Raw genomic sequence first — 26,267 nt, forward strand, 5'->3', positions numbered from 1 at the left:
GCGCGCCTTTAGCGAATTTCCATGTCCTTCCAGCGTTCCTTTTCGCTGGTGGCCTGGAAGATCGATGCCTTTGCCAGCGCCTCGGCCTCCTTGGCCTGGGCGACTGCGGTGTCGAAATCACCAGCCTCACCGGCCTTTTTTGCGGCGGCGAGCGTCGAAGCTGTGGTGGTCCACTGGTTGCGCAGCGAGCCGGCTTCCTTGTTGGCAGCCTCGGCCGCCGCATAAGCCGCCTTGTAGTCGGCCTCGGAAGCGGCACGCGCGCCGGGCGCCGTTGCGAGCAGCAGGACGGATGCAGCGAAGAATACCTTCGTTCTCGTGGCCGCGCTCATGGCCTGGCTCCCGGACCCGAGATCGGCAGGCCATTGCTGACATAGGACAGGTAGTATTCGAGGTTGCGGTACTCGTCGTCCTGCGGATTGAGCGGCACGCCGCGGATCTGGCTGTTGCAGGTGGTGAAGCGGCGGCTGGTGGTGCCCATGCCCGACCATTCCGAGCGGTAGATCGGCATCGCGTTCAGGATGCCGAGCGCCGGCGCCAGCACCTCAGCGCGGATCCGCTCGCCCGGGCTCTGGATGTGGCAGGTGGCGCAGGAGAAGTTGAGCTGGCCGCGGCGGGTGTAGAAATACTCCTTGCCCTTCTGGTAGGCCTGAAGCGCCCGCGGATCGTTCGGGATCTTGATGTCCATCGGCTTGCCGCGCGAGGTGAAGGCCATGTAGGCGGTGAGTGCCGCCATGTCGTCCTTCACATAGGAGAACGGCGCCTCGCCATTGGCTTCGCGGCAGCGGTTGAGCGCGAGCTCGAGCGTGACGACCTTGCCTTCCTTCTCGTCGAAATAGGGATAGTTCTGGCGGATGCCGATGCCCTGGTTCGGGAAGCAGTCGGCATAGGTCTTGCCGTTCTTGAACGGCGTCGTGAACATCTCCTTGCCGGCTTCGAGCGAGAACTCGTAGGGCGGAAACTGCTCCTTCTCCTCCCACTGCTTGTGCAGGTCCTCGTCCATGGAATAGGGTCCGTTGACGAAATCCTCGAGCTTCAGCTTGGGGAATTTGGCGGTGAAGAATTTCTGGAATGCGGCCTTGTCGGCGGCGGGATCGACACTGTCGACAGCGCGCGCCGGCGCGAGCGCAAGCACGCCGAGCGCAAGCGCGGCAACGGTCGCGCGGACTGCCAGCCGCCGCGTCATTGAATCTTCGCCGTGGTGCTGTCGGTGGCGCCCTTGTTGTCGACCCAGCTGACCTTCAGCTCGCCGTCCTTCTTGCCGCCCTTGAAGGCGAACTTGACATAGGGATCCTTGGAGACGCCGCCGCCCCAGTCCGCGACGAACACCGGCTTGCCGTCATATTCGAAGGTCAGCACCTGGATGAAATGCGGCGGGATGATCTCGCCCTTGGCGTCCTTGACGAAGCCGGAATCCATCGGATGCTGGATCAGCGCCTGCACCTCGGTGGTGTCGCCGTTCGAGGTAGCGCGGACGCGAATGCTCGATGCCATCTGATTTGTTCCCTGTTGAGCCTAGCCGCCGCAGCCGCCGACGGTGACCTTGATTTCCTTGGTCGCGCTATAGAGCTTGCCATCGGCCTCGACCAGCACCACCACATTGCTGGTCTTGGCCATCTTGATGCGGTTGCCGACGCTCGGCAGCGTGCCGTCCGGAATCTTGTAGGACGCGACCAGCGAGATCGGGTTCTCGCTCACCAAAAACGAGATCGAGGTGACGCCCGGCAGTGTCGTGGTGGCCGAGATCGGCACCACAGCGCCGTTCTCGGCGATCTCGGGCGCATCCATCTTGACCTTGTCCGACGGCTCGGCGGTCTTGCCGTAGAGCGCCTTGATGGCGTCGGCCACGGTCTTCTGCTTGAACGCGTCTTCCGGATATTTGTCGTTGGCGGCCGCGAGCGCCTGCGGCACGTCGAACGGGATCACCCCGAGGCCGATCAGTGCGGCGACGCCCGCGCCCTTCAGCAGCAGGCGGCGCACTTCGGAATATTCGTTGGTCGCGATGTTCATCGAAAATCTCCTCAAGCGGTCGCGCCGTCACAGGGTCTGCAGGAAGTCCACCACGGCGTCGATTTCCTTCTCGCTCAGAATCCGGTTGCGGCCGAACGGCGGCATCACGGTCTGCGGGTTGCGTTTGGTCTCATCGGTGACGATCGCGATCAGCTCGTCGCGGCTGTATTTCGCCTTGAGTCCGGTCAGCTCGGGGCCGATCGTGCCGGGCAGCTCGCCGCCCTTGATGACATGGCAGGTCAGGCAATTGCCCTTGCCGCGGTCGAAAGCGAGCTTTTGGCCCTCAGTGGCGGACTGGGCCTGCGCGGGCACAGCCACGGCGAGGCCGGCCAGCAGCGCCAGAACGAAGGCTGGCTTGGAGAAAGTGGCGATCAAGGACGTTTCCCGGTCAATCTCGATGATCCCATCGCAATATAAAGAGTGGAAAGCACAAAGGCCATCGGCTGGCAACTTGGAGAATAGGCGCGTTGCGACGGGGTTAATGTCGTTACGGAAAGGTCAGCGCAGATGCAACCAGGCCCGTCACCCTGAGCAGGCCGCAACGCGGCCGTCTCGAAGGGTGGACGGCCCGACTGGTGGCTGTGCATTCTTCGAGGCTCGCCGGCGGCGCAATTGCGCCGCAAGGCTCGCACCTCGGAATGGCGGGGAAGCAACAGCGGTGTCGTTCCGGTTCCGATTTTGCCGATTGCGGTTGCGCGGTCTACATTCGGCTAACACAGGAGACGTGCGGTGGCGGAGTTCGTGGTGGAGTTCGGCAAGGACGGTCGGCCGGTTGAGGCGGACGGTCGGCTCGACGCGGCGGCCTTCCACCGCAACCATCAGCCGATCTGGGCGGTCCTGAAGGATTTCCTCGCCGGCCGATCCGGCGACGTGCTGGAAGCCGGCAGCGGCACCGGCCAGCATGTCGTCCATTTCGCCAGCCAGACGCCCGACATCATCTGGTGGCCGAGCGACCTCCATGCCGCGCATCTGCGCAGCATCGCGGCCTGGCGCGCCCATGCCGGGCTTGCCAACATCCGGCCGGCGCAGCCGATCGATCTGTCCGATCCGGCCTGGTCGCCGGCGCTATCGGATGGCAAAGGTCCGGACAGGCTGCTCGCGATCTTCTGCGCCAATGTGATCCACATCGCGCCGTGGCGCGTCGCCGAGGGCCTGTTCGCCGGCGCCGCGCGGCATCTGCGCGCCGACGGCCGGCTGTTCCTCTACGGCCCGTTCAAGCGCGGCGGCAAGCACACTGCGCTCAGCAATGCCGTGTTCGACACCTCGTTGCGCGAACGCGACGCCGAGTGGGGCGTGCGCGACATCGCCGATGTCGAAGCGCTCGCGGAGCGCGTCGGGCTGAAGCTCGGCGGCACTTTCGAGATGCCGGCCAACAACATGATCCTGATGTTCGTGCGGAAGGATGCGGGTCAATCGTAGGATGGGTAGAGCGCAGCGAAACCCATCGCGCTTGTCCGGGGCGACGGTTGATGGGTTTCGCTGCGCTCTACCCATCCTACAGATCGGGCAATGGCCAGCTCAGTCGTAAGCCAGACACCACCCATCGCCGCGCACCCAGCAACGCGCGTCGGGAATTCCGGCATCGCGGTAGAGCCGCGTCACCTTCTGCCAGCCACCGCGGGCGAAGGCTTCGGCCAACGCCTGCTCTGATGGCTCGTCGCGGCCGCCGTCACAGGGAATGATCGCGACCGGTGAAATCCAGTCGGCTTGATACGCGCCATCGGCGCGTCGGATCCGGAACACCGCGCCGGAGCGCGCCACCTGCTCCGGCGTGCCGCCCTTGAAGCCCGCATCCGATGTCAGCGGCAGGATCAGGCGGCCACCCTCGGCGAGGCCGTCGAGCCAGCGCGCGGCGGGCCGGGTGCAGCCGGCATTGACGTAGATCACGCCGGCCGGCCTGAACTCCACCTGCGTGCCGTCACCCGTGATGATCTCGACATTTGAATAAGGGGCGAGATTGGCGCGGGCACGTGCCGCAAGCTCCGGGTCGTATTCAATGCCGGTGACCCGGCCGGTCGGTCCGACCAGATGCGCGAGCAGGGCCGTGTAGTAACCCGTGCCGGTTCCAACATGCACCACGTGTTCGCCAGCGGCGGGCGCGGCCCGGTGCATGAGGTGGGCGTGCAGCGAGGGCTGGCCATTGTTGAGGCGCCGCTCGGGCAGCAGCGCGACGAGGTCGTTGGTGTAGAGATAGACCGGATCGGCATCGGGCGTCGGCATGTAATCCTGTCGAAACCCCCGCAGCATCATCCATGGTCCCGGGCCGACGAAATCCTCTCGGGGAATCGCGGCGAAGGCCGCGGCGACGCGCGGATCGACGACGTTGGCGGCGGCCAGGATCTGCCTGGCGTAGGCTCCGCGGACGATGCGGAGTTCGGCTTGCGGGTCCATTGCGGTGCTCCCTTTGCCTTCCGTGTGTCATTTGACACATCACTGTGTGTGAAATAGCATACTTCAACGACGGAGGCCAGAATGAAGAGACGGCTTTATCCGGCCGTGCTGGAGCGCGGACCGCGCGGCGCGTTCGGGGCATGGTTTCCGGATTTTCCCGGCTGCGTGGCCGGCGGCAAATCGCAGGAGGAGGCGATCGAGCGCGCCGAGCGTGCGCTGGCGCAGGCGGTGGACGGCTGGCTCGAGCAGGGCCACGCGCTGCCGGAGCCGACGCCGATCGAACGGATCGTGCCGCCCAAGGGCTCCGACGTCGCGGCGTTCTTCATGGTCGGCGTCGATCCGCCCGATCCGTCCGAGCGCGTCAATGTCTACCTGCCGAAGAGCCTGATCACGCGCATCGACAAGCGCGCCGCGGAGCTCGGCATGAGCCGTTCGAGCTTCTTCGGCTTTGCGAGCTCGCTCGCGCTGGAATGGCCGGGCGGATTTCCACGCGGCGCCCCGATCGCGCCGCGCTCCAAGGTGCACAAGACCGGCGCGCTGCGCGCCGAGAAGCGGCCGGGAAAGAAGCCGGTGCGGTAGGGCGATTGCAGCCGCCGTCATTCCGGGGCGCGCCTCTTGGCGCGAGCCCGGAATGACGAAGTTGGGTACCAGCCGCACTTTGCTTTCGCCGCCCCTCGTGCGCCTCCCGCATGGCGTACGTCCGTTTGCGCCGGTTGATCGGCCTGCACCCGCTCTCCATAGTGCCGGCGATTGCAGGCCGCCGGGGCCTCGACGCGGGACTATCGATGATCGACGTGACAGCTGCGGACGAAACCAGTGACGACGCGCGGGCGCGCGCCAATGTGTGGCGGCTGGCGGCGGCGCAGGCGCTGACCGGGGCCAATTCGGCCGTGATCTTCGCCACCGGCTCGATCGTCGGCGCGTCGCTGGCGCCGAGCGTCTCGCTCGCCACCGTGCCGCTCTCGATGTATGTGCTCGGCCTTGCCGCCGGCACGCTGCCGACCGGCGCGATCTCGCGCGCCTATGGCCGCCGCACAGCCTTCATCATCGGCACCTTCTGCGGCACGCTCACCGGCGCGCTCGGCGCCTGGGCGATCCTGCATTCGTCGTTCTGGCTGTTCTGCGGCGCGACCTTCCTCGGCGGACTCTATGGCGCCGTCGCGCAGTCCTATCGCTTCGCGGCGGCCGATGGCGCCAGCGCCGCGTTCCGGCCCAAGGCGGTGTCCTGGGTGATGGCCGGCGGCGTGTTCGCGGGCGTGCTGGGGCCGCAGCTCGTGCAATGGACCATGGACATCTGGCCGCCTTACCTGTTCGCGTTCTCCTTCGTGATGCAGGCGCTGGTCGCGCTGGTGGCGATGGCGGTGCTGTCGGGCGTCGACGCACCGAAGCCCGCGGCCGCGGATCTGCATGGCGGCCGCCCGCTGTTCGAAATCGCAAGGCAGCCGCGCTTCATCGCCGCCGCGCTGTGCGGCGTGATCGCCTATCCGATGATGAACCTGGTGATGACCTCGGCGCCGCTCGCCATGAAGATGTGTGGGCTCACGGTCAGCGATTCCAATTTCGGCATCCAGTGGCACATCGTGGCGATGTATGGCCCGAGCTTCTTCACCGGCTCGCTGATCGCGCGGTTCGGCGCACCGCGCATTGTCGCGCTCGGGCTGGCGCTGGAGGCGGTGGCCGCGATGATCGGGCTGTCGGGCATCACGGCGCCGCACTTCTGGGCGACGCTGTTCGTGCTCGGCGTCGGCTGGAATTTCGCTTTCGTCGGCGCCTCCGCGCTGGTGCTGGAAACGCACCGGCCGCAGGAGCGCAACAAGGTGCAGGCGTTCAACGATTTCCTCGTCTTCGGCATGATGGCGATCGGCTCGTTCTCGTCAGGCCAGCTGCTCGCGCATTACGGCTGGAACGCGGTCAATTGGGTGGTGTTCCCGCCGGTGCTGCTCGGCCTTGCCGTGCTGTCACTGGCGTCATTTGCCAAGCGGCGGGCGAAATTGCGCGCGGTGGAAGAGATTCCGGACCCGAGCATGTAGGCATGTTCCGGAAAAATGTGCCGCGGCTTCCCGCAAGAACATGCCCAACGATCTCCTGCTGCCAACTGCTGACACTTCGACCCGCTTCGAAGTGACGTGCTTGCACAGCTCCCTACATCGTGAGAACGGATAAATCCGGTCATGACGATGTCGGAAGCAAGAGCAAGAAATGGACGCATCCTCACCCACGCGAACTGACGAATCCTCGCTCGGCTACGAAGGCTGGCGCATCGTCGCCGTCTGCTTCCTGCTGGCGACCTTCGGCTGGGGCCTCGGCTTCTATGGCCAGAGCGTCTATGTCGCCGAGCTGCACAAGCAGCACGGCTGGCCGGCCTCGCTGGTCTCGTCGGGCACTACCTTCTTCTATCTGTTCGGTGCAGCGCTGGTCGCCTTCGTCAGCGAGGCGATCAAGGCGTTCGGCGCGCGCAGTTGCCTGATCGCCGGCACCTTGGCGATGGCGGTCGCGTCGGTTGCGATCGGCCAGGTGCGCGAGCCGTGGCAGCTCTATCTCGCCGACGCGCTGCTGGCGGTCGGCTGGGCCGGCACCAGCCTCGGCATCATCACCAACACGCTCGGCCTGTGGTTCGACAAGAAGCGCGGCATGGCGATCAGCCTGGCGCTGAACGGCGCGAGCTTCGGCGGCATCGTCGGCGTGCCGCTGCTGGTGACCGGGATCGGCGCATTCGGCTTCTCCGGAGCGATGATCGCGGCCGCCGTGATGCTGGTCGTGATCATGGTGCCGGTGATCCTGATCTTCGTCGGGCGGCCACCGGCGCATCTGCACGCTGTGACGTCAGCGGCTGCTGATGCGCCGTCAGCGACCCAGATCCGGGCGAGGGCGCTGCGCGACATCCGCTTCCTCTCGGTCTCGATCGCGTTCGCGCTGGTGCTGTTCGCCCAGGTCGGCTTCATCGTGCATCTGATCGCCTATCTCGACCAGGTGATCGGTCGCGAGCGCGCCACGGTGGCAATGGCGCTCTTGACCGCGATGGCCGTGGTCGGCCGCGTCTCGTTCTCCTTCGTGATCGACCGGCTCAACCAGCGGCTGGCATCGGCGCTGTCCTTTGTCAGCCAGGCGATCGCGCTCGTCATCATCATCAATGTGCACAACGACGTGGCGCAGATCGCCGCCTGCGCGCTGTTCGGCTTCTCGGTCGGCAATCTGATCACGCTGCCGGCGCTGATCGTGCAGCGCGAGTTCGACCCGCGCGCGTTCGGCGTGCTGGTCAGCCTGATCACCGCGATCAACCAGATCACCTACGCGTTCGGTCCCGGCGTGATCGGGCTGCTGCGCGATCTCTCCGGCAGCTACACGCTGCCGTTCTACGGCTGCATCGGCCTCGAACTGATCGCGGCCGTGGCGATCATGACCCGCGGACCGGCCGCGTCATCCTGAAAACGACCTTGTAGCCCGGATGAGCGAAGCGATATCCGGGACCGCGCCGCGGAATTACGATTGTCGGGTCACGGAATTATCCCGCACGCTGCTTCAGCAACTCCTCAAGGTCGAGCCGCCGCGTGAACATCGAAAGCTTGCCGTCGGCACTGCGCGGCCAATCGGCTTCGGGGCGGTCCCAATAGAGCTCGACGCCGTTCTCGTCGGGATCGCGCAGGTACAGCGCCTGGCTGACGCCGTGGTCGCTGGCGCCGTCGAGCTCGATGCCGGCCGAGATCACCCGGTGCAGCGCGTCGGCGAGCGCGGGGCGGGTCGGGTAGAGGATCGCGGTGTGGAACAGGCCGGTGGTGCCTGGCGGCGGCGGGTGGCCGCCCTTGCTCTCCCAGGTATTGAGGCCGATGTGGTGGTGATAGCCGCCGGCCGAGATGAAGGCCGCGCCGGAGCTCATGCGCTGCTGCAACTCGAAGCCGAGCACGCCGCAATAGAAGCCGAGCGCACGGTCCAGGTCGGCCACCTTGAGATGGACATGCCCGATCCGCGTGCCCGCGATGATGGGAGGATTTTGCGACATGGACTGCTCCGCTGGCGTCAGCGCCCTGCTGCTCAGGGCAAGGCTTCGCCGCCTGATATAGTCTGGATTTGCCTGGACCGGAGCAATCCATCCGGAAACGCAGCGTTTCCGAACGGCGCCACGGTCCGCCTGACCTAGCAGAGCTCCGACAACTCGCCGCCGGGCAGCTGGAACTCGAACGTGTTCAGCGTCATCGACACCATCGTGTAGTAGCCGCACAGGCCGATCACCTCGACGAGGCCACGCTGGCTCAGCACCTCGATCGCCTCGTCATACAGTGCCTTCGGCAGGCCGTGACCTTCGTGCAGCGCCTTGGCGACGTCGTAGATCACCCTGGCCTTGGGATCGTCGAAGGTCGGCGTCCGGCGCACGCGGATGTCCTCGATGATCTTCGGATCGAGGCCGCCCTTCAGCGCGAGCCGCTTGTGGGCGTACCATTCGTAATGCGCGGTCCAGTGCCGGGCGGTGACGAGGATCGCGATCTCCGACAGCTTTGCGGGAAAGATCGTGTCGAAGCGCAAGACCTCGCCGAGCCGCGTGGCATGCCGCGCCATCTCCGGGCTGTTCAGCCAGGCCAGCATCGGCGCCGGTGGCGCGCCGCGCTTGCCGGCGATCGACTCGTCGTAGGTTTCTTTCTGGGCGGCGTTCATTTCGCTAGGCGAAAGCAGCTTTAGCCGCATGTCCGTTTCCTCTTGTTTTTCAATCGTTACCCCATCTCGGCGATACACCCGAACCTGCAAGGTGAGTAGCGACGCCAGAGCATGGCGCGGCCGCGAGGCATATTGAATTCGGCGGCTGCGTAGGTCTAAGGTCGAATCCAATTCGTCGATTTTGAGTGGAAACGCACCCATGGCTGACCTTGAGACATTCCGCGCCGAGACCCGCGCCTGGCTGGAGCAGAACTGCCCGCCGGAGATGCGCAAGCCGATGGCCTCGGATGGCGACACCTTCTGGGGTGGCCGCAACACGAAATTCTCCTCCGAAGCGCAGCGGGTCTGGTTCGAGCGGATGCGCGACAAGGGCTGGACCGTTCCGCATTGGCCGAAGGAATATGGCGGCGGAGGCCTCGACGGCGAGGAAGCCAAGATCGTGCGCCAGGAGATGGCGGCGATCGGCGCGCGCCAGCCGCTGACCTCGTTCGGCATCTCGATGCTCGGGCCGGCGCTGCTGCAATACGGCACCGAGGAGCAGAAGAAGGAGCATCTGCCGAAGATCGCCGCGGGCCTGATCCGCTGGTGCCAGGGTTATTCCGAGCCGAACGCCGGCTCCGACCTCGCTTCGCTGCAAACCCGCGCGATCGGCGACGGCGACGACTACATCATCAACGGCCAGAAGATCTGGACCTCCTACGCCAACTATGCCGACTGGATCTTCTGCCTGGTGCGCACCGATCCGGCCGCCAAGAAGCATGACGGCATCAGCTTCATCCTGTTCGACATGACCTCGAAGGGCGTGTCGACCAAGCCGATCCTGCTGATCTCCGGCTATTCGCCATTCTGCGAAACCTTCTTCGACAATGTGCGGGTGCCGAAGTCGCATGTCGTCGGCACCGTCAACCGCGGCTGGGATGTCGCGAAGTATCTGTTGCAGCATGAGCGCGCGATGATCTCGGGCATGGGCGAGCGCGGCGTCGGCCGTCCGCTCGGCCAGATCGCCGCCGACTCGGTCGGCGCGGATGCGCAAGGCAAGCTCGACGACGCGCAGCTGCGCAGCGAGATCGCGAATTTCGAGGTCGATGAGGCGGCGCTTGCCGCGGCGGCCGAGCGCGCGGTCGATCTCGCCAAGGCCGGGCAGTCGCATCCGGCGTTCTCGTCGGCGATGAAGTATTACGGCACCGAGCTCAACAAGCGCCGCTACGAGATCCTGATGTCTGCGGGCGGCAGCGACGCGCTGGAATGGGAGAGCGACCGTTCCCGCGGCGGCGCCCGTCCGCGCGCCTGGCTGCGCACCAAAGCCAACTCGATCGAGGGCGGCACCTCTGAGGTGATGCTCGGCATCGTCGCCAAGCGCATCCTCGATCTGCCCGGCGCGTGACGCACAATCTCACCACACGTCATTCCGGGATGGCCCGAAGGGCCAGGCCCGGAATCCATAACCACGATCGTGCGTATGGATTCCGGGCTCGCGACGATGTCGCGCCCCGGAATGACGAGATTAACATCTGAAGAGCGGAATCCATCCATGGCCCTCGTCCTCACCGAAGAACAATCCATGCTGCGCGACAGTGCGCGCGGTCTCATCAGCGACAAGGCGCCGGTGGCGCATCTGCGCGGCCTGCGCGATGCCAAGGACACCACCGGCTTCTCGCGCGAGCTCTGGAAGACATTTGCCGAGATGGGCTTCTCCGGCCTCTTGGTGCCGGACCAGTTCGGTGGCAGCGGGCTGGGCTGCGTCGAGGCCGGCATCGTCATGGAGGAGATCGGTCGCACCTTGATGCCGTCGCCGTTCCTTTCGACCTCGGTGCTTGCGGCCTCAGCGCTGGTGCGCGGCGGCAGCGACGCGCAGAAGGCGCAGCATCTGCCCAAGATCGCCGATGGCTCGCTGCTTGCGGCACTCGCGATCGATGAAGGCGCCAAGCATCGCCCGCTGCAAACCAAATTGCAGGCCACGCGCTCCGGCAACGGCTTCAAGCTGTCGGGCGACAAGGCCTTCGTGGTCGACGGTCACACCGCCGACCTGCTGATCGTCGCCGCGCGCAGCGCGGGCAGCACCGGCGACAGGAACGGGCTGACGCTGTTCCTGGTCGATCCCAAGGCGAAGGGGCTCGCGATCGAGCGCACCGCGATGGTCGATTCGCACAATGCCGCGCGCATCGTGTTCGACAATGTCGAGGTCAACGCCGACAGCGTGCTCGGCGAGGTCGATCAGGGCTTTGGGCTGCTCGAGAGCGTGCTCAATATCGGCCGCGGCGCGGTCGCCTCAGAAATGGTCGGTCTCTCCGACGAGGTGTTCGGCCGCACCGTGACCTACCTGAAGGAGCGCAAGCAGTTCGGCAAGGCGATCGGCGAATTCCAGGCGTTGCAGCACCGCGCCGCCCAGCTCTACATCGATATCGAGATCACCCGCGCCGCGGTCCTGAAGGCGCTACAGGCGCTCGATACCAACATCGACAAGGCCGCGACCGCGGTCGCGGTGGCAAAGGCGCGCGCCGGCACCACGGCGACGCTGGCCGTGCAGGAAGGCGTGCAGATGCACGGCGGCATGGGCATGACCGACCAGTTCGACATCGGCTTCTTCATGAAGCGCGCCCGCGTCTGCCAGGAGCTGTTCGGCGACAGCAATTTCCATACGGATCAGTTGGCGCAGGGTAAGGGATACTAAGCCGACGCGTCAGCGCAACGCCGTCGCCACACAACACACTGTCATCGCCCGGTTCAACCGGGCGATCCAGTATTCCAGAGAGGTCAGTGCTTGAGCCGAGAAGCCTCGGCGTACTGGATCACCCGCTTTCGCTTTCGCGGGTGATGACAGCGGAGGGGCGGTAGCAGCGGTGGTCTGGGCTGCGTTGCCGATCACCGAATCGGCGGTGCGTACTGCACGCCGCCGGCGTTCCAGAGCTGGTTCATGCCGCGCGGGATCTTCAGCTTGGAATCGGCGCCGACGTTGCGGTCGTAGACCTCGCCGTAATTGCCGACATGCTTGATGATGCGCACCGCCCAGTCCTTGGTCAGGCCGAGATCCTCGCCATAGGCGCCCTCGGTGCCGACCAGCCGCATCACTTCCGGCTTCTTCGACTTCAGCGCCTCGTCGATGTTCTTCGAGGTGATGCCGAGCTCCTCGGCGTTGATCATGGCGTACAGCGTCCACTTCACGATCATCATCCAGTCGTCGTCGCGCTGCCGCACCACCGGCGCCAGCGGCTCCTTGGAGATGATGTCTGCCAGGATCATGTGATCGCCCGGCTTGGAGAGGTTGAGCCGCAGCGCATAGAGCTGCGAGGCGTCCGAGGTCAGCGTGTCGCACTGGCCTGAATCATAGGCCTTCACGACATCGTCCAGCTTGTCGAACTTCATCTCCGTGTACTTCATGTTGTTGGCACGGAAATAGTCGGCGAGGTTGAGCTGGGTCGTGGTGTTGCCCTGCACGCAGACCTTGCTGCCGTTGAGGTCGAGCGCGGAATCGATGTTGCGCGCGCGCGGGATCATGAAGCCCTGGCCGTCATAATAGGCGACCGCCGGGAAATAGAGATCGTAATTGACCTCGCGCGACATGCTCCAGGTCGAGTTGCGCGACAGGATGTCGACCTTTCGGTTCTGCAATTCCTTGAAGCGTTCGCTGGCGTCGAGCGGCACGAACTTCGCCTTGGTCGGATCGTCGAAGATCGCCGACGCCACCGCGCGGCAGAAGTCGACGTCGAAGCCGGTCCAGTTGCCCTTGTCGTCCGGGATCGAGAAGCCGGGCAGGCCCTTGTTGACGCCGCACAGCACCTCGCCGCGGCGGATGGTGCGCTTCAGGGTGCGGGTGTCGTAACGCTCATAGGTGATGGCGGCGGCCGCGACCAGCACGGCGACCGCGAGCCCGATCGTCAGGCCGCCTCGAAATGTACGCATGGGTTCTCTCTCGCGAAGGATCGGGGAAAAATCAGGTCGAATATCGCAGGCGGGGTAGCAAAGATCAGAGTTCGGGCTTCTGGCGGATGATCACCTTGGTGCCGACGGGAACGCGGTTGTAGAGATCGGTGACGTCGGCGTTGACCAGACGGAAGCAGCCGGAGGAGATCGCGGTGCCGATGGTGTCGGGCTGGTTGGTGCCGTGGATGCGGTAGACCGTGGTGCCGAGATACATCGCGCGTGCGCCGAGCGGATTGCCCGGCCCGCCCGCCATGAAGCGCGGCAGATAGGGCTGGCGCGCGATCATCTCCGGCGGCGGGGTCCAATCCGGCCATTCGGCCTTGCGGGTGATGTTGACCAGGCCCTGCCACTGGAAGCCGTCGCGGCCGACGCCGATGCCGTAGCGCAGCGCACGGCCGTTGCCCTGCACGAGATAGAGATGACGCTCGGCGGTGGAGATGATGATGGTGCCCGGTGCCTCGTTGGTCCGGTAGTACACGACCTGCTTCTGCCATTCCGGATCGAGCTGATAGCTGTCGTCCGCGATCAGGCCGGGCTCGTCGACGTCCGGCCGGCTCTGGGCGAAGCCTTGCGATGTCGACAGCACGAGCGTGCCCGCCGCGATCATCATCCAGACCAGGTGACGAAGTTTGGTCATGCAAAGCTCTCCTTGTGGCGCTGCCACCCAAATCGCGGCAACATCAAATCTCAGCGGCAGCTTGATGGCAAGTTTAGGGCGGGTGCTACCCTATATCACTGTAATGCTTCTGTTTTTTGTCGGTCGCGCTGTGCGCTTGCAACACCGCCGGCGCTATTTCGGCGCGATCCAGAGTCGCAAGGCGAAGGAGATCAGGGCCACCGTGCCGACGCCGCCGAGCCACAGCGCCACGAACCACAGCAGGCGCTGGCCGAGCGGACGATGATCCGGATCGGGTTGTCGCATCAATGATATCCGTGGCCGGGACGCACCTTGCCGCGGAACACCCAATAGGCCCAGGCGGTGTAGCCGAGGATCAGCGGCACCAGGATCGAGACCCCGAACAGCATGAAGATCTGGCTGTTGGCGGGAGCTGCCGCCTGCCAGATCGTGATGCTCTGCGGCACGATATACGGATACATGCTGATGCCGAGCCCGGCATAGGACAATGCGAACAGCGCCAGCGTCAGGAAGAACGGCTGGTGATCGTTCTTGTTGCCCAGCGCGCGCAGCAACAGCGCGGTGACCGCGGCGACCGCGATCGGCACCGGCGCGGTCAGGATGATGTTGGGCCAGGCGAACCAGCGCTGGGTGTATTGCACGCTCAGGAACGGGGTTGCGATGCTGACGGCGCCGATCGCGCACAGCATCGCCACCAGCAGGATCCAGCTCAGGTGATAGGCGCGGTCGCGCAGCTCGGCTTCGGTCTTCATCACCAGCCAGGTTGCTCCGAGCAGCGCATAGCCGATCACCAGCGCGATGCCGGTCAGCACGCTGAACGGCGTCAGCCAGTCCCACCAGCCGCCGGCATAGTGGCGTCCCTCGACATGGATGCCTTGCAGGATGGCGCCGAGCGCAATGCCTTGCGCCAGCGTCGCCACCAGCGAGCCGCCGGCAAAGGCGAGATCCCATTTGTTGCGTGCCTTCTGGGTGCGCCAGCGGAATTCGAAGGCGACGCCGCGAAACACCAGGCCGAGCAGCATCCCGATCATGGGCGTGTAGAGCGCCGGCATCAGCACCGCATAGGCCAGCGGAAATGCCGCCATCATGCCGCCGCCGCCGAGCACCAGCCAGGTCTCGTTGCCGTCCCACACCGGCGCCACCGTGTTCATGATGACGTCGCGATCGGCCTTTTGCGGAAACAGCGGAAACAGGATGCCGAGGCCGAGATCGAAGCCGTCCATCACGACATAGACGAACACGGCAAAGGCGATGATGAAGGCCCAGATGGTGGCGAGATCGATCATCGCGCGCCCTCCACGGCTGCACCCGCGGCCGGCGTGATGCCGGCGGCGCGGGCGGGGAGATCCGGCGCCGGGCCCTGTTCGCCGGGATGCGGCGGCTGCGCCATCAGCCGCAGGATGTAGATCACGCCCGCGGTGAACACGGTGAAGTAGACGATGATGAAGGCGATCAGCGAGGAGCCGACCGCGGGCGCCGCCAGTGGCGATGCCGAGTCCACCGTGCGCAGCAGTCCGTAGACGGTGAATGGTTGCCGCCCGGTCTCGGTGGTGATCCAGCCCGCCAGCACGGCGATGAATCCGGCCGGCCCCATCAGCACCGCGAAGCGGTGCAGCAGCGGCGACTGGTACATCAGGCCGCGCCAGCGCATCAGCAGGCTGAACAGGCCGAGCCCCAGGATCAGGAAGCCGAGCCCGACCATGACGCGGAACGCCCAGAAGGTGATCGGCACCGGCGGCCAGTTCTCACGCGGCACGGTGTCGAGGCCGGCGAGCGGTGCGTCGAGCGAATGCTTGAGGATCAGCGACGACAGTTTCGGCACCTCGATCGCGTACTTCACCTTGGCGTCGCGCTCGTCGGGCCAGCCGAACAGGATCAGCGGCGCGCCATCCTTGTGGCTCTGGAAATGGCCTTCCATCGCCATCACCTTGGCCGGCTGATGCTCCAAGGTGTTGAGGCCGTGCTGGTCGCCGGCCAGGATCTGGATCGGCGCCACCAGGGTTGCCATCCACATCGCCATCGAGAACATCACGCGCGGCCCGGCCAGATGCTGGTCGCGCAACAGGTGCCAGGCGCCGACCGCGCCGACCACCAGCGAGGTGGTGAGGTAGGCCGCCAGCACCATGTGCACGAGGCGATAGGGAAATGACGGATTGAAGATCACCTTGAACCAGTCGGCGGCGACGAACTGGCCGTCGGCGTTGACGGCATAGCCGGTCGGCGTCTGCATCCAGGAATTGGCCGAGAGGATCCAGAACGCCGAGATCAGCGTGCCGATCGCGACCATCAGGGTCGCTACGAAATGCAGCCTGGGCCCGACCCGCGACAGCCCAAACAACATCACGCCGAGGAAGCCGGCCTCGAGGAAGAACGCGGTCAAGACCTCGTAGGCCATCATCGGGCCGATCACCGGCCCGGTCTTGTCGGCGAACGACGCCCAGTTGGTGCCGAACTGGTAGGACATCACGATGCCCGAGACCACGCCCATGCCGAACGCGACCGCGAAGATCTTCAGCCAGTAATTGAACAGGTTGATGAAAACCTCGCGCTTGGTGATCAGCCAAAGCGCCTCCAGCACCGCGAGATAGCTCGCAAGCCCGATCGAGAATGCCGGGAACACGATGTGGAACGACATCGTGAAAGCGAATTGCGCGCGGGCGAGTACGACCGCATCCCAGCCTTCGAACATGATCCACCATTTGTCGTCGACCCGGCGTGGACCTTACCACGCCGGTTGTGACGACGACACAGGGCGGATTGTCTAATCAACTATTGGCGTTGAGCAGCCGGGCGACGGTGCGGTCGATCTCGTCGTACCGCCCTTCGCCGGCATGCTGGAAGACGATCTTGCCGTTCTGGTCGATGATGTATTGCGCCGGCCAATACTGGTTGCCGTAGGCGTTCCAGGTCTGCGAATTGTTGTCCTGCGCCACCGGATAGAGGATACCGTGCCGCTTCAGCGCCGCCTGCACGTTGGACGCCGAATGCTCGAACGGGAATTCCGGCGTGTGGACCCCGATCACGACCAGGCCGCGGTCCCGGTACTTCGAATAGAGCTCGGTGACGTGCGGCAGCGTGTTGACGCAGTTGACGCAGCCATAGGTCCAGAAATCCACCAGCACGACCTTGCCGCGCAGGTCGGCAAGCTTGAGCGGCTGCGAATTGAACCAGTTGCTGATCCCGGCGAATTCAGGCGCGATCTGGCTCTGTTCGGTGGTCATGGCGACTGCCCGCGGCACTGGCTGCGCCGGCGCGTCGGACTCGGTGCAGAGGCCGGGGATCACGGCGCCGCCGAGACCAAGCCCGGCCACCAGGGCGGATACAGCAATCAAGCGCAGGGACATCGAACTCTCCTTGTGAGCTCACAGGCCGATCTGGCCGTTGGGATAGAACTGGGTCAGCCACGCCACGATCAGCGTGTCGTATTGCAGGTAGGACAGCGCGGCGAAGCCGATGATCACGACGCCAAAACCTTGCTGAAGGCGCGGCGCGATCCGTGCCAGGCTGCGCACGCGGGTGGTGACGGCCTGCCCGCCATAGGCAATGGCAAGCATCGGGATCGCGGCGCCGATCGCGTAGGTGACGAGTTGCAGGCTCGCCCATGCGGTATCCTTCGAGGTCGCGACGATGGTCAGGATCGAGCCGAGCACCGGACCGGCGCACGGCGTCCACACCAGGCCGAGCGTGGAGCCAAGCACGAAGCCGCCGAACAGGCTCTGCGACGGCGCGGCCTGACCCATATGGCCCGCGGCACCGCCGAGCCGGATCGCCAGCCATTCGAACGGCGTCGGCCAGATCATCAGCAGGCCGAAGCCCGCGAGCAGGATCGCTGCGCCGGTGCGCAGCAGATTGGGATCGAAATCGAACGCGCGCGTGATCGCACTCAGCAGCAATGCCACGGCAGAGAATGACATCACGAAGCCGAGCGCGATCATCGCGGGCCGCGCCTTGCCGGTCTGGCCTATCGATACCCCGAGCAGGATCGGCAGCATCGGCAGGGTGCAAGGGGCGGCAACGGTGGCGACACCGGCAAGCAGGGCCAAAGTAAGGGCAGGGGCAAGGCTGAGCATCGTCATCCGTCCATCAGAAGTCCCGGCGCGCCAGAGGGCCGTGCCGGGTTCGCCTGATGGTCTTCGCGAGGACGGTGCGGCCGTTACGGCCGTCCGGGCGCATGCCGCGTCACGTTGGTGTGAGACGCGGCGCCCTCGGCCTCACGACGCTGCGCCAAAAACAGAGCGACCCGGCTGGGGGGCATCCCGGCCGGGTCGTTGGAGGTTACTTGGGAGGTTAGAACGAGGGAGGTATCGAAACTGAGTCAGCGACTTGGGGTTGGGGTTGCGTCGTTGGATATCGGTATAGAGATCGCGTTTTTCCGGGTGATGTCGTCGACTGTTTCAATTGTTTCGTCGCCGGACTTTTTTGGCTTCGTCAACAATTGCCCGGATCGCGCGATCTCCTTTTAAGTAATTGAATTAGCTTCTGTTTACGCCGCGACGCTGTCCACGCCGGCACCCCGGAGGAGGTCGGCGAGCTGCTTGCGGGCATAGAACATCCGGGTCTTCACCGTGCTCTGCGGGATACCGATGATCAGCCCGGCCTCCTCGACCGACTTCTCATGGTAGTAGACCAGGTTGATGATCTCGCGATGCGCCGGCGACAGCTTGGCGACGCAGGCGCGCAGGATCTCGCTGGTGGTGGCGCGATCAAGCGAGGTTTCCGGCGTGTCGGCGCCGTCGGCGATCTCCAGCACGTCTTCCTGGTCGATGTCCTCATGCCTCCGCTGGCGCAGCGCGGTCAGCGCCTTGAAGCGGGCGATCGACAGCAGCCAGGTCGAGACCTGCGAGCGGCCCTCGAACTGGGCCGCGGTCCGCCAGACGTCCAGGAAAACCTGGCTGACCAGATCCTCGGCCATGGTGGTGTCGCGCACCATCCGCAGCACGAAGCGGTAGACCCGCACATTGTGACGGGCATAGAGCGTGTGCATCGAGGTGCGGTCATTCTTGGCGATACGCGCGAGCAGCATTTCATCCGAGGTCGCGCGAGCAGCATCGATATGCTTCTTGGCTGCAGCGTTGATGGCGATGACGTTCGGCATGACAGGCTCCCAGTTCGCCGTTGGGCGGCGGTTCGTTGGGAGAATTGTTAGTTAGCGCCCGTTTCCGGATGTCTGCGCCAAAAGCGGAAAATGGTTTCGTGACCGGGAGAATTGTTTCGTCGCCGGCCGGACGACGAAACATTCAGGACCAAAAACTCAATTATTTCAATGCGTGGAAAATTAGAGCGACCGGAATCGCCCCTGTTGGAACGAATCCGGAGGTGACTTCCTGCACTATTCCGCTGCCTGGAGAGAGGGCGCTGCCTTTTTCGGGGCAATCCAGAAGGCGTCGGGCCGTTCGAACAGGAAATTGGCCCGCGCGGCCAGTGCCAGCCGCCAGATCAAGAGCGAGCCGGCGACCCCGACCACGGTCACGATCAGCGAGATCAGGCCGATGTCGTGGATCACGCCGACCCGCAGCAGCAGCGTGCGGGTCGCGGCCATCGGCAGGAAGAAGGCGAGATAGATCACGATCGAGTGCTCGCCGCAGAAGCGCAGGAAGCCGAGCCAATGGGCGCGCGCCAGCAGCGTGCCGGTCACGATGATGGCGCAGGCGCCGGCAAAGCCGAGCGCCAGCGAAACCACCGGCCACTCGCTGAGATCGAGCGCGACCAGGCCGCCATCGACCAGTGCCCAGAGCCCAAGCCCGAGCAACGCCAATGCCGGCCGCGCCCGCGCGCGATCGGACAGCGCGAAGACGTAGCGCGCGAGGACATAGCCGGTGAAGAAATAGACGAAGCGGGCGCAGAACTCGTCGATCACGGTCCAGCCGGTCGCGACATGCGCGGTCTCCAGCGCCGCGGCGAACAGCCAGATGATCAGCGGGTGGACATTGCGCGTCAGCTTGGTGACGACGAAGAAGATCGGCAGCAGGTAGATGAACCACAGCGTGCCGAACGGCTCGATGAAGGATTCGAGATATTGCAGCCCGACCTGGGGCCAGCTGGTCTCGGCGGCCAGCGACGGCGCCTTGAAGCCGAACTGGATCGTCACCCACAGCACGTAGAAATAGGCGAAGTGCATCACCTTGCGGTCGAGATAGGTGCGCCAGTCGCGATCGATCACCACCGACAGGAACAGGCCGGAGATCAGGAAGAAGTCCGGCATCCGGAACGGCTTCGCGAACATCACGACGTAGTGCATGAAGCCGGTCTGCTCGGCGGCCTTCTCGACCCCCAGCACCGAATGCATCATCACCACCATGATGATGCAGATGCCTTTGGCATAGTCGACCCAATCGACGCGTCCGCTCGCGCTCCCGATGGAACGATCTGTCGCAGCGCCTGTGCCGTTTGTGGCCATCTGGTGTCCTGTTCCGGCCTGATCGGAGCTATCATCGGCCCGATCGGTTGCTTTCTCCTTTATCGATACAAGGGATGTGCCACCGAACCTGCGCCTTTCCCCGGTTCCTTCCGCCGGGCGAATGGTCTAAGACGCCCGGGAATCCAACGGGTTGGTTAACCATAGGGTGCGGGCCGGCCGGGCTTGGCGGACAGGCCTCTGGAACACCGGATCGCCCGGTTGAGCCGGGCGATGACAGTCGTTTTGGGGCCGAATCTGCTTGTCGGCTGGTCTATGATCTCACCCCACAATCGGTGTCATCGCCCGACTTGATCGGGCGATCCAGTATCCCAGAGGCGGCAGTTGGGAACACGCAGCTACGACGTTTACATCCTCGCCGGCCACATCGGCCGCGCGCTGCGGTCGCGGTGAGAGCAATTGCCGCATCAATTCGATAGCCCGCTGCCGATCGACGCCGTGCTCGATGAGCTCGACCGCACGCTCACCGGCCACAATGCCGCCGTGCTGGTGGCGCCGCCCGGCGCCGGCAAGACCACGCGCGTACCGCTGGCGCTGCTCGATGCGCCCTGGACGAAGGGCAAGAAGATCATCGTGCTGGAGCCGCGCCGCATCGCCGCGCGCGCCAGCGCCGAGCGGATGGCGAAAACGCTCGGCGAGCGTCCCGGCGAGACCGTCGGCTATCGGGTGCGCTTCGGCTCGAAAGTCTCGCGCGCGACGCGGATCGAGGTCGTCACCGAGGGCATCTTCTCGCGCCAAATCCTCGACGATCCCGAGCTCAACGGCGTCGCCGCGGTGCTGTTCGACGAATTCCACGAGCGCTCGCTCGATGCCGATCTTGGCCTCGCGCTGGCGCGCGACGCGCAGACCGGCCTGCGCGAGGATCTGCGCATCCTCGTGATGTCGGCAACGCTCGACGGCGCGCGGGTCGCCAAGCTGCTGGGCGATGCGCCTGTGGTCGAGAGCGAGGGCCGCGCCTTTCCGGTCGAGACCCGTTATGTCGGCCGCAAGGTCGACGCGCCGGTGGAGCGGCAGATGGCCGAGACGATCGCGGCCGCGCTGCGCGCCGATGCCGGCTCGGTGCTCGCTTTCCTGCCGGGCGCGGCCGAGATCCGCCGCACCCAGACGTTCCTCGCCGAGCGCGTGCACGACGCTTCAGTGGAGATCGTGCCGCTGTTCGGCGCGCTCGATGCCGCCGTGCAGGACCGCGCCATCGCGCCGGCCCCGAAGGGCATTCGCAAGGTGGTGCTGGCGACCTCGATCGCCGAGACCTCGCTGACCATCGAGGGCGTGCGCATCGTGGTCGATTCCGGCCTGGCGCGGGTGCCGCGCTACGAGCCCGACATGGCGCTGACCCGGCTGGAGACGGTGCGGGCCTCGCGCGCGGCGGTCGATCAGCGCCGCGGCCGCGCCGGCCGTATCGAGCCTGGCGTGTGCTACCGGCTCTGGGACGAGCCGCAGACCGCGTCGCTGCCGGCCTATACCGCGCCCGAAATCCTCTCCGCCGATCTGTCCTCGCTGGTGCTCGACCTCGCGCAATGGGGCGTCAGCGACCCCTCGAGTCTCGCCTTCCTCGATCCGCCGCCGGGCCCCGCGCTGAAGGAAGCGAAATCGCTGCTGGCCGAGCTCGGCGCACTCGACAGCGACGGCCGCATCACCGAGGAGGGCAAGAGCCTGCGCGCGCTGGCGCTGCCGCCGCGGCTGGCGCGCATGATCGTGGATTCCGCCCGCTTCGGCATGGGCGAAGAGGCGGCCGAGATCGCCGCCGTGCTGACCGAGCGCGGGCTCGGCGGCGACAGCGTCGACCTCGACGTCAGGCTCGACCAGTTCCGCCGCGACCGCTCGCAGCGCGCCTCGAGCGCGCGCAGCATGGCCGCGCGCTGGGCTTCGCAGGTGAACGCGGCGGTGAGCGAGCAGAAGGATCTCTCGACCGGCGTCATGTTGGGGTTTGCGTTTCCGGACCGCGTCGCGAAGAACCGCGGCAATGGCAGCTTCGTGCTGGCCAACGGCCGCGGCGCTGCCGTCGAGCAGACCGCGGCGCTGGCGCGGCTGCCTAGCATCGCGGTCGCCGAACTGACCGGCACGGCTGCCAGCGGCCGCATCCTGCTGGCGGCGCCGATCACCCAGGAGGAGATCGAGCAGCGCTTCGCCGACCAGATCGAGAATGTCGAGGAGGTGACGTTCGACCGCGGCGCGATGGCGCTGCGCGCGCGCCGCCGCCGTTCGCTGCACGCGATCACGCTGTCGGAGGCACCGATGCCGCTCAAGCCATCGGCCGAGACGGCGCGCATCTTCGCCGACGGCCTGATCGCGGCCGGCCTCGACCGGCTGCCGTGGTCGAAGCAAGCGAAACAATGGCGCGACCGCGTCATGTTCCTGCGCAAGGCCGAGGACGAGAGCTGGCCCGATCTGTCGGATGCTGCGCTCGCCGCGCGTGCCGACGACTGGCTGGTGCCTGCGCTGTACGACAAGATCGCGCTGAAGGACCTGTCCGCCGGTGACCTGTCGGATGCGCTGATGGCGTTGCTGCCCTGGGAGTTGCGCGCGCGGCTGGATCGCGAGGCGCCGACGCATTTCGAGGCGCCGACCGGAACCCAGCTTGCGATCGACTACGAGGCCGAGCAGGGCCCGACCATTGCGGTCAGGTTGCAGGAACTGTTTGGGCTGAACACCCATCCCTCGATCGCCAGGGGCGCGGTGCCACTGGTGCTGGAACTGCTGTCACCCGCGCAGCGCCCGGTGCAGGTGACACGCGATCTGCCCGGTTTTTGGCGCGGCAGTTACGCCGCGGTGCGCTCCGATCTGCGCGGCCGCTATCCGCGCTATCCCTGGCCGGAAGATCCCGCCAATGCGATGCCGACAAGGCGCGTGAAACCGCGCGGTACGTGACGCGGCTCTTCGTCATGGCCGGGCTTGTCCCGGCCATCCACGTCTTGCTTGCCTTGGTGGTCCAAAGACGTGGATGCCCGGCACAAGGCCGGGCATGACGAGCTGGTCGCTCTGGCGAGCGCCGGCAAACGGTGGTTAGATTTGCTCGCCGGGATCACGGGCTCGCAATCTGGGGAGACCGCTGTGGAGATCAAGAACGCATCGCCGTCGCTGTACAATGAGGATCTCGCGCCGGCCAAGGAGCGCAACTGGGGCGCCTTTAGCATCTTCAACGTCTGGACCTCCGACGTCCACAGCCTGTGGGGCTATTATCTCGCCGCCAGCCTGTTCCTGCTCTGCGGCAGCTTCGTCAATTTCATCCTGGCGATCGGCATCGGCTCGCTGGTCATCTTCGTGCTGATGAGCCTGGTCGGCAATGCCGGCGTGAGAACCGGCGTGCCCTATCCGGTGTTGGCGCGGGCCTCTTTCGGGATCTGGGGCGCCAACATTCCGGCGCTGGTGCGTGCCGTCGTTGCCTGCTTCTGGTACGGCGCGCAAACCGCGGCGGCATCGGGCGCGATCGTCGCGCTCTTGACCCGCATCGACGGCTTCAAGGCGTTCCACCAGTCGAGCCACATGCTCGGCCATTCGACGCTCGAGGTGATCTGCTTCGTCGTGATCTGGGCGCTGCAACTCTTGATCATCCAGCGCGGCATGGAGACGGTGCGCCGCTTCCAGGATTGGGCAGGGCCGGCGGTATGGCTGATGATGTTGATCCTCGCGGTCTATCTCTGCATCGTTGCTGGCGGCATCTCGCTCACCGCGCCGATCCCGCAGGACGTGCTGCTGGAGAAGACCAGGGATGCCGGCGTGCCCGGCGAACCCGGTAGCTTGCCGGCGCTCTGCGCCGTCGCCGCCACCTGGATCACCTATTTCGCCGCGCTCTATCTCAACTTCTGCGACTTCTCCCGTTACGCGCCCGACACCGCGTCGCTGCGCAAGGGCAATCTCTGGGGCCTGCCGGTCAATCTGATCCTGTTCTCGCTGGTGGCCGGCGTCACCACGATCGCAGCGTTCAACGTCTATCACGAGGTGCTGCTGCATCCCGACCAGATCTCGGCCAAGTTCGACAGCTGGTTCCTGGCGCTGCTCGCCGCGGTCACCTTCGCTGTGGCGACTCTCGGCATCAACGTCGTCGCCAATTTCGTTTCGCCGGCGTTCGATTTCTCCAACGTGTTTCCGCGGCATATCGACTTCAAGAAGGGCGGCTACATCGCGGCGCTGATCGCGCTGGCACTGTATCCGTTCGCGCCCTGGGAGGGCAGCGCCGCCTCGTTCGTCGGGTTGATCGGCGCCACCATGGGGCCGATCTTCGGGATCATGATGGTCGACTATTATCTGATCGCCAAAGGCCGCGTGAACGTGCCGGCGCTGTACCAGGAGCACGGCGAATACCGCTTCCAGAACGGCTGGAACGTCAGTGCGCTGATCGCAGCCGCGATCGGCGCGCTGTTCTCGTCGGTGCTGCCGAACTTCACCTCGATCCTGCCGGCGTGGTGGGCGGTCTATGGCTGGTTCTTCGGTGTCGCGATCGCGGGCGCGGTCTACTACGCGCTGCGCGCTGCGATGCCGAGCCCGGTCGCCAGGACGGCCTGAGGGCGACGTCGCTTGAATGGCCGCCTGACGTCTTATGGGTTTGGGTTGAGCCGGGTCCGCAGACTGGATTTACCTCGCCCCGTTGGGGAGAGGTCGATTTGCGTAGCAAATCGGGTGAGGGGCCGCAGCTCCAACGAGAGTGCGTGACCCCTCACCCGGCGCTTCGCGCCGACCTCTCCCAAGGGAGAGGTGAACGTCCGGCGGTGCGATTCGCGCATCTCTGCCGGCCCATATTAACCCTTCGCTCATCCTTTTCGCCAAAATGGCAGCCTCGCACTGCCGCCTTCGCTCGCGGCGGGGCGGACGGCGTGGTGAAATTGCGTGTTCGGTTTTCCGAGTATGGTGTCATGCGTAACCTGATGATTTTCGCGGCCATCCTGATCGGGCTGGGCACCTTCATGGGCCAGATGGCCAGCAAGATGTCGCCCGCCGCCGCGACCACCGCCAAGCAGACCATCGCCCCCGCCGTCACGGTGGCGCAGGCCAGCGCCGCCCGCACGGTCAGCATTGCGCCAGATCCGCGCGGTCATTTCGCGACCGACGGCCGGATCGATGGCCAGCGCATCAACTTCATGGTCGACACCGGCGCCTCCGTGGTGGCGCTGAACGAGACCTCGGCGGCGCGCTTCGGTCTCCGCCCGGTGCCGGGCGACTACACCTCGCGCGTCACCACCGCCAACGGCACCATCAAGGCCGCCCGCGCCCGCATCGCCATGCTGGAGGTCGGCGGCCTCACGGTGCGCGACGTCGACGCCCTGGTGCTGCCGGACGAGGCGCTGTCGGAAAACCTGCTCGGCCTGTCGTTCCTGTCGAAGCTGAAGCGCTTCGAATACGCCAACGGCAAATTGTTGCTGGAGCAGTAAGGCCGATTGGCATCAAGCGCCTATCCAAGTCTTCCGCTGGATGTCTTTCTCCGTGATGCGGATCAGTTCACGCCGTCGCCATTGCCCAGATTTTTTCGAACTCGGCCTTTGATATCACTTTCGCATCGTACTTCGGATTGGTGGCGATCTCCTCAAACGACGGGTATGGCATCGTGCTCAGGCCCGTCTCCTCGAATTCGACGTCAGGATCGGCATATAGAATCCTTCCGTCGGGAAAGATTTCGACCTTGCGAAGCTCCCAACGTTCGTCATCCAACTCGCTGTAGGTGGACACTGGTTGGTCGGGTACCGGGTGAATCCGCTTCACCTTGAGATAGGTCATTGGTCGGACACCTTTCCGCTGCTGATAATCCTGCTGTTCAAATCCAACGGTCCCTCGTTTGGGATAACATAAACGCCGGACCGGCCCTTAATCACATTCAGACCGGCCGGGTTGATTTGAGTTTAGCCGCTTGGTGGGGATTTCGTTCGCCTTGCTGCCAATTCGGCACATCGTCAATGAAGTCGTAATCGACTGTCACGCGCTTGGCTCGACGCCCGCAACTGACTTGATGTCCGGCGCCAATTTGCTTTCGCGAAGCGCGGATCGACATTGTTTCCGGTGTTGCGAAGCCGTACCGTCTTGATCTGTTGGCCGTGCTTGCGGATCGTGCCGTGCAGCGGCGAAACCCGTTCACGCCGTCGCCATTGCCCAGATTTTTTCGAACTCGGCCTTTGATATCACTTCCGGCACGAACTGGGGATCGGCGGCGATCTCTTCAACGGACGGCAATGGCATCTGACCAAGGCCCGTGTCCCCGACCTCAACTTCAGCATCGGCATACCAGATCCTTCCGTCGGAAAAGATTTCGACCTTACGAAG

28 protein-coding genes are annotated in these 26,267 nt (G+C 65.2%); 9 read left to right on the forward strand and 19 right to left on the reverse strand.

Annotated elements, in window-relative coordinates:
* Positions 1-8: 8 nt before the first annotated feature.
* Genes B2W55_RS28435 through soxX form a run of 5 tightly spaced genes read right to left on the reverse strand, consistent with a single transcriptional unit; the run spans position 9 to position 2,382 of the window.
* Positions 9-329: a hypothetical protein gene (locus B2W55_RS28435; RefSeq protein WP_024578766.1), complete on the reverse strand. Its 321-nt coding sequence runs from the start codon at positions 327-329 to the stop codon at positions 9-11.
* Complete coding sequence (soxA, locus tag B2W55_RS28440) at positions 326-1,183, reverse strand: sulfur oxidation c-type cytochrome SoxA (RefSeq protein WP_024578767.1); 858 nt, start codon at positions 1,181-1,183, stop codon at positions 326-328. Before soxA ends, B2W55_RS28435 begins: the two co-directional genes overlap by 4 nt.
* Positions 1,180-1,491, reverse strand: a complete 312-nt coding sequence (soxZ, locus tag B2W55_RS28445; protein ID WP_024578768.1) for a thiosulfate oxidation carrier complex protein SoxZ — start codon at positions 1,489-1,491, stop codon at positions 1,180-1,182. Before soxZ ends, soxA begins: the two co-directional genes overlap by 4 nt.
* A 21-nt stretch (positions 1,492-1,512) precedes the next feature.
* The gene (gene soxY / locus B2W55_RS28450; protein WP_024578769.1) at positions 1,513-2,007 is read right to left on the reverse strand and encodes a thiosulfate oxidation carrier protein SoxY; all 495 of its coding nucleotides are present in this window, start codon (positions 2,005-2,007) and stop codon (positions 1,513-1,515) included.
* Between the two features lie 27 nt (positions 2,008-2,034).
* The gene (soxX, locus tag B2W55_RS28455; protein WP_024578770.1) at positions 2,035-2,382 is read right to left on the reverse strand and encodes a sulfur oxidation c-type cytochrome SoxX; all 348 of its coding nucleotides are present in this window, start codon (positions 2,380-2,382) and stop codon (positions 2,035-2,037) included.
* 354 nt (positions 2,383-2,736) lie between these two features.
* Between soxX and B2W55_RS28460 the strand changes: the two genes are divergently transcribed.
* The gene (locus tag B2W55_RS28460) at positions 2,737-3,426 is read left to right on the forward strand and encodes a DUF938 domain-containing protein (protein WP_024578771.1); all 690 of its coding nucleotides are present in this window, start codon (positions 2,737-2,739) and stop codon (positions 3,424-3,426) included.
* 99 nt (positions 3,427-3,525) lie between these two features.
* Here B2W55_RS28460 and B2W55_RS28465 read toward each other — a convergent pair whose 3' ends face one another.
* Positions 3,526-4,398, reverse strand: coding sequence for a protein-L-isoaspartate O-methyltransferase family protein (locus B2W55_RS28465; protein ID WP_024578772.1), 873 nt, complete (start codon positions 4,396-4,398; stop codon positions 3,526-3,528).
* An 81-nt stretch (positions 4,399-4,479) separates the two neighbouring features.
* Between B2W55_RS28465 and B2W55_RS28470 the strand changes: the two genes are divergently transcribed.
* The 3 genes from B2W55_RS28470 (at position 4,480) to B2W55_RS28480 (ending at position 7,824) form a co-directional block, all read left to right on the forward strand.
* Positions 4,480-4,977 carry a type II toxin-antitoxin system HicB family antitoxin gene (locus B2W55_RS28470; RefSeq protein ID WP_024578773.1) on the forward strand — a complete coding sequence of 166 codons (498 nt, stop codon included), beginning with the start codon at positions 4,480-4,482 and terminating at the stop codon, positions 4,975-4,977.
* Positions 4,978-5,183: 206 nt separating this feature from the next.
* Entirely contained in the window at positions 5,184-6,428 is a 1,245-nt protein-coding gene (locus B2W55_RS28475) for an MFS transporter (protein ID WP_024578774.1), read from the forward strand.
* A gap of 169 nt (positions 6,429-6,597) precedes the next feature.
* On the forward strand, positions 6,598-7,824 hold the full coding sequence (locus tag B2W55_RS28480; RefSeq protein ID WP_024578775.1) for an MFS transporter: 1,227 nt from the start codon (positions 6,598-6,600) through the stop codon (positions 7,822-7,824).
* Between the two features lie 76 nt (positions 7,825-7,900).
* On the opposite strand, the gene B2W55_RS28485 is transcribed toward B2W55_RS28480, so the two are convergent.
* Together B2W55_RS28485 and B2W55_RS28490 are read right to left on the reverse strand one after the other, a co-directional pair.
* Positions 7,901-8,395, reverse strand: a complete 495-nt coding sequence (locus tag B2W55_RS28485; RefSeq protein WP_024578776.1) for a VOC family protein — start codon at positions 8,393-8,395, stop codon at positions 7,901-7,903.
* 134 nt (positions 8,396-8,529) lie between these two features.
* On the reverse strand, positions 8,530-9,075 hold the full coding sequence (locus B2W55_RS28490; RefSeq protein WP_024578777.1) for a carboxymuconolactone decarboxylase family protein: 546 nt from the start codon (positions 9,073-9,075) through the stop codon (positions 8,530-8,532).
* A 169-nt stretch (positions 9,076-9,244) separates the two neighbouring features.
* Between B2W55_RS28490 and B2W55_RS28495 the strand changes: the two genes are divergently transcribed.
* Both B2W55_RS28495 and B2W55_RS28500 read left to right on the forward strand, forming a co-directional pair.
* Positions 9,245-10,429, forward strand: coding sequence for an acyl-CoA dehydrogenase family protein (locus B2W55_RS28495; protein WP_024578778.1), 1,185 nt, complete (start codon positions 9,245-9,247; stop codon positions 10,427-10,429).
* Positions 10,430-10,576: 147 nt separating this feature from the next.
* A complete protein-coding gene (locus B2W55_RS28500; RefSeq protein WP_024578779.1) occupies positions 10,577-11,716 on the forward strand; it encodes an acyl-CoA dehydrogenase family protein in 1,140 nt (379 codons plus the stop codon).
* 191 nt (positions 11,717-11,907) lie between these two features.
* Here B2W55_RS28500 and B2W55_RS28505 read toward each other — a convergent pair whose 3' ends face one another.
* The 9 genes from B2W55_RS28505 to B2W55_RS28545 all read right to left on the reverse strand — a co-directional run bounded on the left by B2W55_RS28505 (position 11,908) and on the right by B2W55_RS28545 (position 20,000).
* A complete protein-coding gene (locus tag B2W55_RS28505; RefSeq protein ID WP_024578780.1) occupies positions 11,908-12,945 on the reverse strand; it encodes an amino acid ABC transporter substrate-binding protein in 1,038 nt (345 codons plus the stop codon).
* Positions 12,946-13,009: 64 nt separating this feature from the next.
* Entirely contained in the window at positions 13,010-13,603 is a 594-nt protein-coding gene (locus B2W55_RS28510; RefSeq protein WP_024578781.1) for a L,D-transpeptidase, read from the reverse strand.
* A 153-nt stretch (positions 13,604-13,756) separates the two neighbouring features.
* Positions 13,757-13,888, reverse strand: coding sequence for a DUF2474 domain-containing protein (locus B2W55_RS28515; RefSeq protein ID WP_100555135.1), 132 nt, complete (start codon positions 13,886-13,888; stop codon positions 13,757-13,759).
* The gene (cydB, locus tag B2W55_RS28520) at positions 13,888-14,889 is read right to left on the reverse strand and encodes a cytochrome d ubiquinol oxidase subunit II (RefSeq protein ID WP_024578782.1); all 1,002 of its coding nucleotides are present in this window, start codon (positions 14,887-14,889) and stop codon (positions 13,888-13,890) included. Before cydB ends, B2W55_RS28515 begins: the two co-directional genes overlap by 1 nt.
* Complete coding sequence (locus B2W55_RS28525; protein WP_024578783.1) at positions 14,886-16,292, reverse strand: cytochrome ubiquinol oxidase subunit I; 1,407 nt, start codon at positions 16,290-16,292, stop codon at positions 14,886-14,888. The genes cydB and B2W55_RS28525 overlap by 4 nt, the downstream gene beginning before the upstream one ends.
* Positions 16,293-16,368: 76 nt before the next feature.
* On the reverse strand, positions 16,369-16,947 hold the full coding sequence (locus tag B2W55_RS28530) for a thioredoxin family protein (RefSeq protein ID WP_024578784.1): 579 nt from the start codon (positions 16,945-16,947) through the stop codon (positions 16,369-16,371).
* Between the two features lie 18 nt (positions 16,948-16,965).
* On the reverse strand, positions 16,966-17,673 hold the full coding sequence (locus B2W55_RS28535) for a cytochrome c biogenesis CcdA family protein (RefSeq protein WP_024578785.1): 708 nt from the start codon (positions 17,671-17,673) through the stop codon (positions 16,966-16,968).
* Between the two features lie 413 nt (positions 17,674-18,086).
* Positions 18,087-18,698 (reverse strand): sigma-70 family RNA polymerase sigma factor, encoded by a 612-nt coding sequence (locus B2W55_RS28540; protein WP_024578786.1) that lies wholly within the window; start codon positions 18,696-18,698, stop codon positions 18,087-18,089.
* A gap of 234 nt (positions 18,699-18,932) precedes the next feature.
* Entirely contained in the window at positions 18,933-20,000 is a 1,068-nt protein-coding gene (locus B2W55_RS28545; protein ID WP_024578787.1) for an acyltransferase family protein, read from the reverse strand.
* A gap of 417 nt (positions 20,001-20,417) precedes the next feature.
* Here B2W55_RS28545 and hrpB point away from each other — a divergent pair, with 417 nt between their 5' ends.
* The 3 genes from hrpB to B2W55_RS28560 all read left to right on the forward strand — a co-directional run bounded on the left by hrpB (position 20,418) and on the right by B2W55_RS28560 (position 25,384).
* Positions 20,418-22,886 carry an ATP-dependent helicase HrpB gene (hrpB, locus tag B2W55_RS28550; protein ID WP_024578788.1) on the forward strand — a complete coding sequence of 823 codons (2,469 nt, stop codon included), beginning with the start codon at positions 20,418-20,420 and terminating at the stop codon, positions 22,884-22,886.
* A gap of 183 nt (positions 22,887-23,069) precedes the next feature.
* Positions 23,070-24,521, forward strand: coding sequence for an NCS1 family nucleobase:cation symporter-1 (locus B2W55_RS28555; RefSeq protein ID WP_024578789.1), 1,452 nt, complete (start codon positions 23,070-23,072; stop codon positions 24,519-24,521).
* A 347-nt stretch (positions 24,522-24,868) separates the two neighbouring features.
* Positions 24,869-25,384 (forward strand): TIGR02281 family clan AA aspartic protease, encoded by a 516-nt coding sequence (locus B2W55_RS28560; protein ID WP_024578790.1) that lies wholly within the window; start codon positions 24,869-24,871, stop codon positions 25,382-25,384.
* A 67-nt stretch (positions 25,385-25,451) separates the two neighbouring features.
* Here B2W55_RS28560 and B2W55_RS28565 read toward each other — a convergent pair whose 3' ends face one another.
* Together B2W55_RS28565 and B2W55_RS28570 are read right to left on the reverse strand one after the other, a co-directional pair.
* Positions 25,452-25,727 carry a DUF6881 domain-containing protein gene (locus tag B2W55_RS28565; protein ID WP_024578791.1) on the reverse strand — a complete coding sequence of 92 codons (276 nt, stop codon included), beginning with the start codon at positions 25,725-25,727 and terminating at the stop codon, positions 25,452-25,454.
* Between the two features lie 351 nt (positions 25,728-26,078).
* Positions 26,079-26,267, reverse strand: a 189-nt coding sequence (locus B2W55_RS28570) for a DUF6881 domain-containing protein (protein ID WP_414631658.1), incomplete at its 5' end; no start/stop codon positions are given.

This window comes from Bradyrhizobium sp. UBA2491 (genome assembly GCF_002341725.1).
GTDB lineage: Bacteria > Pseudomonadota > Alphaproteobacteria > Rhizobiales > Xanthobacteraceae > Bradyrhizobium.

What these genes read in the sequence shown, in the direction of transcription:
- B2W55_RS28435 (WP_024578766.1), bottom strand. Translation starts at nt 329, where the DNA reads ATGAGCGCGGCCACGAGAACGAAGGTATTCTTCGCTGCATCCGTCCTG.
- soxA (WP_024578767.1), bottom strand. Translation starts at nt 1,183, where the DNA reads ATGACGCGGCGGCTGGCAGTCCGCGCGACCGTTGCCGCGCTTGCGCTC.
- soxZ (WP_024578768.1), bottom strand. Translation starts at nt 1,491, where the DNA reads ATGGCATCGAGCATTCGCGTCCGCGCTACCTCGAACGGCGACACCACC.
- soxY (WP_024578769.1), bottom strand. Translation starts at nt 2,007, where the DNA reads ATGAACATCGCGACCAACGAATATTCCGAAGTGCGCCGCCTGCTGCTG.
- B2W55_RS28465 (WP_024578772.1), bottom strand. Translation starts at nt 4,398, where the DNA reads ATGGACCCGCAAGCCGAACTCCGCATCGTCCGCGGAGCCTACGCCAGG.
- B2W55_RS28470 (WP_024578773.1), top strand. Translation starts at nt 4,480, where the DNA reads ATGAAGAGACGGCTTTATCCGGCCGTGCTGGAGCGCGGACCGCGCGGC.
- B2W55_RS28475 (WP_024578774.1), top strand. Translation starts at nt 5,184, where the DNA reads ATGATCGACGTGACAGCTGCGGACGAAACCAGTGACGACGCGCGGGCG.
- B2W55_RS28480 (WP_024578775.1), top strand. Translation starts at nt 6,598, where the DNA reads ATGGACGCATCCTCACCCACGCGAACTGACGAATCCTCGCTCGGCTAC.
- B2W55_RS28485 (WP_024578776.1), bottom strand. Translation starts at nt 8,395, where the DNA reads ATGTCGCAAAATCCTCCCATCATCGCGGGCACGCGGATCGGGCATGTC.
- B2W55_RS28490 (WP_024578777.1), bottom strand. Translation starts at nt 9,075, where the DNA reads ATGCGGCTAAAGCTGCTTTCGCCTAGCGAAATGAACGCCGCCCAGAAA.
- B2W55_RS28495 (WP_024578778.1), top strand. Translation starts at nt 9,245, where the DNA reads ATGGCTGACCTTGAGACATTCCGCGCCGAGACCCGCGCCTGGCTGGAG.
- B2W55_RS28500 (WP_024578779.1), top strand. Translation starts at nt 10,577, where the DNA reads ATGGCCCTCGTCCTCACCGAAGAACAATCCATGCTGCGCGACAGTGCG.
- B2W55_RS28505 (WP_024578780.1), bottom strand. Translation starts at nt 12,945, where the DNA reads ATGCGTACATTTCGAGGCGGCCTGACGATCGGGCTCGCGGTCGCCGTG.
- B2W55_RS28510 (WP_024578781.1), bottom strand. Translation starts at nt 13,603, where the DNA reads ATGACCAAACTTCGTCACCTGGTCTGGATGATGATCGCGGCGGGCACG.
- B2W55_RS28515 (WP_100555135.1), bottom strand. Translation starts at nt 13,888, where the DNA reads ATGCGACAACCCGATCCGGATCATCGTCCGCTCGGCCAGCGCCTGCTG.
- cydB (WP_024578782.1), bottom strand. Translation starts at nt 14,889, where the DNA reads ATGATCGATCTCGCCACCATCTGGGCCTTCATCATCGCCTTTGCCGTG.
- B2W55_RS28525 (WP_024578783.1), bottom strand. Translation starts at nt 16,292, where the DNA reads ATGTTCGAAGGCTGGGATGCGGTCGTACTCGCCCGCGCGCAATTCGCT.
- B2W55_RS28530 (WP_024578784.1), bottom strand. Translation starts at nt 16,947, where the DNA reads ATGTCCCTGCGCTTGATTGCTGTATCCGCCCTGGTGGCCGGGCTTGGT.
- B2W55_RS28535 (WP_024578785.1), bottom strand. Translation starts at nt 17,673, where the DNA reads ATGCTCAGCCTTGCCCCTGCCCTTACTTTGGCCCTGCTTGCCGGTGTC.
- B2W55_RS28540 (WP_024578786.1), bottom strand. Translation starts at nt 18,698, where the DNA reads ATGCCGAACGTCATCGCCATCAACGCTGCAGCCAAGAAGCATATCGAT.
- B2W55_RS28545 (WP_024578787.1), bottom strand. Translation starts at nt 20,000, where the DNA reads ATGGCCACAAACGGCACAGGCGCTGCGACAGATCGTTCCATCGGGAGC.
- B2W55_RS28560 (WP_024578790.1), top strand. Translation starts at nt 24,869, where the DNA reads ATGCGTAACCTGATGATTTTCGCGGCCATCCTGATCGGGCTGGGCACC.
- B2W55_RS28565 (WP_024578791.1), bottom strand. Translation starts at nt 25,727, where the DNA reads ATGACCTATCTCAAGGTGAAGCGGATTCACCCGGTACCCGACCAACCA.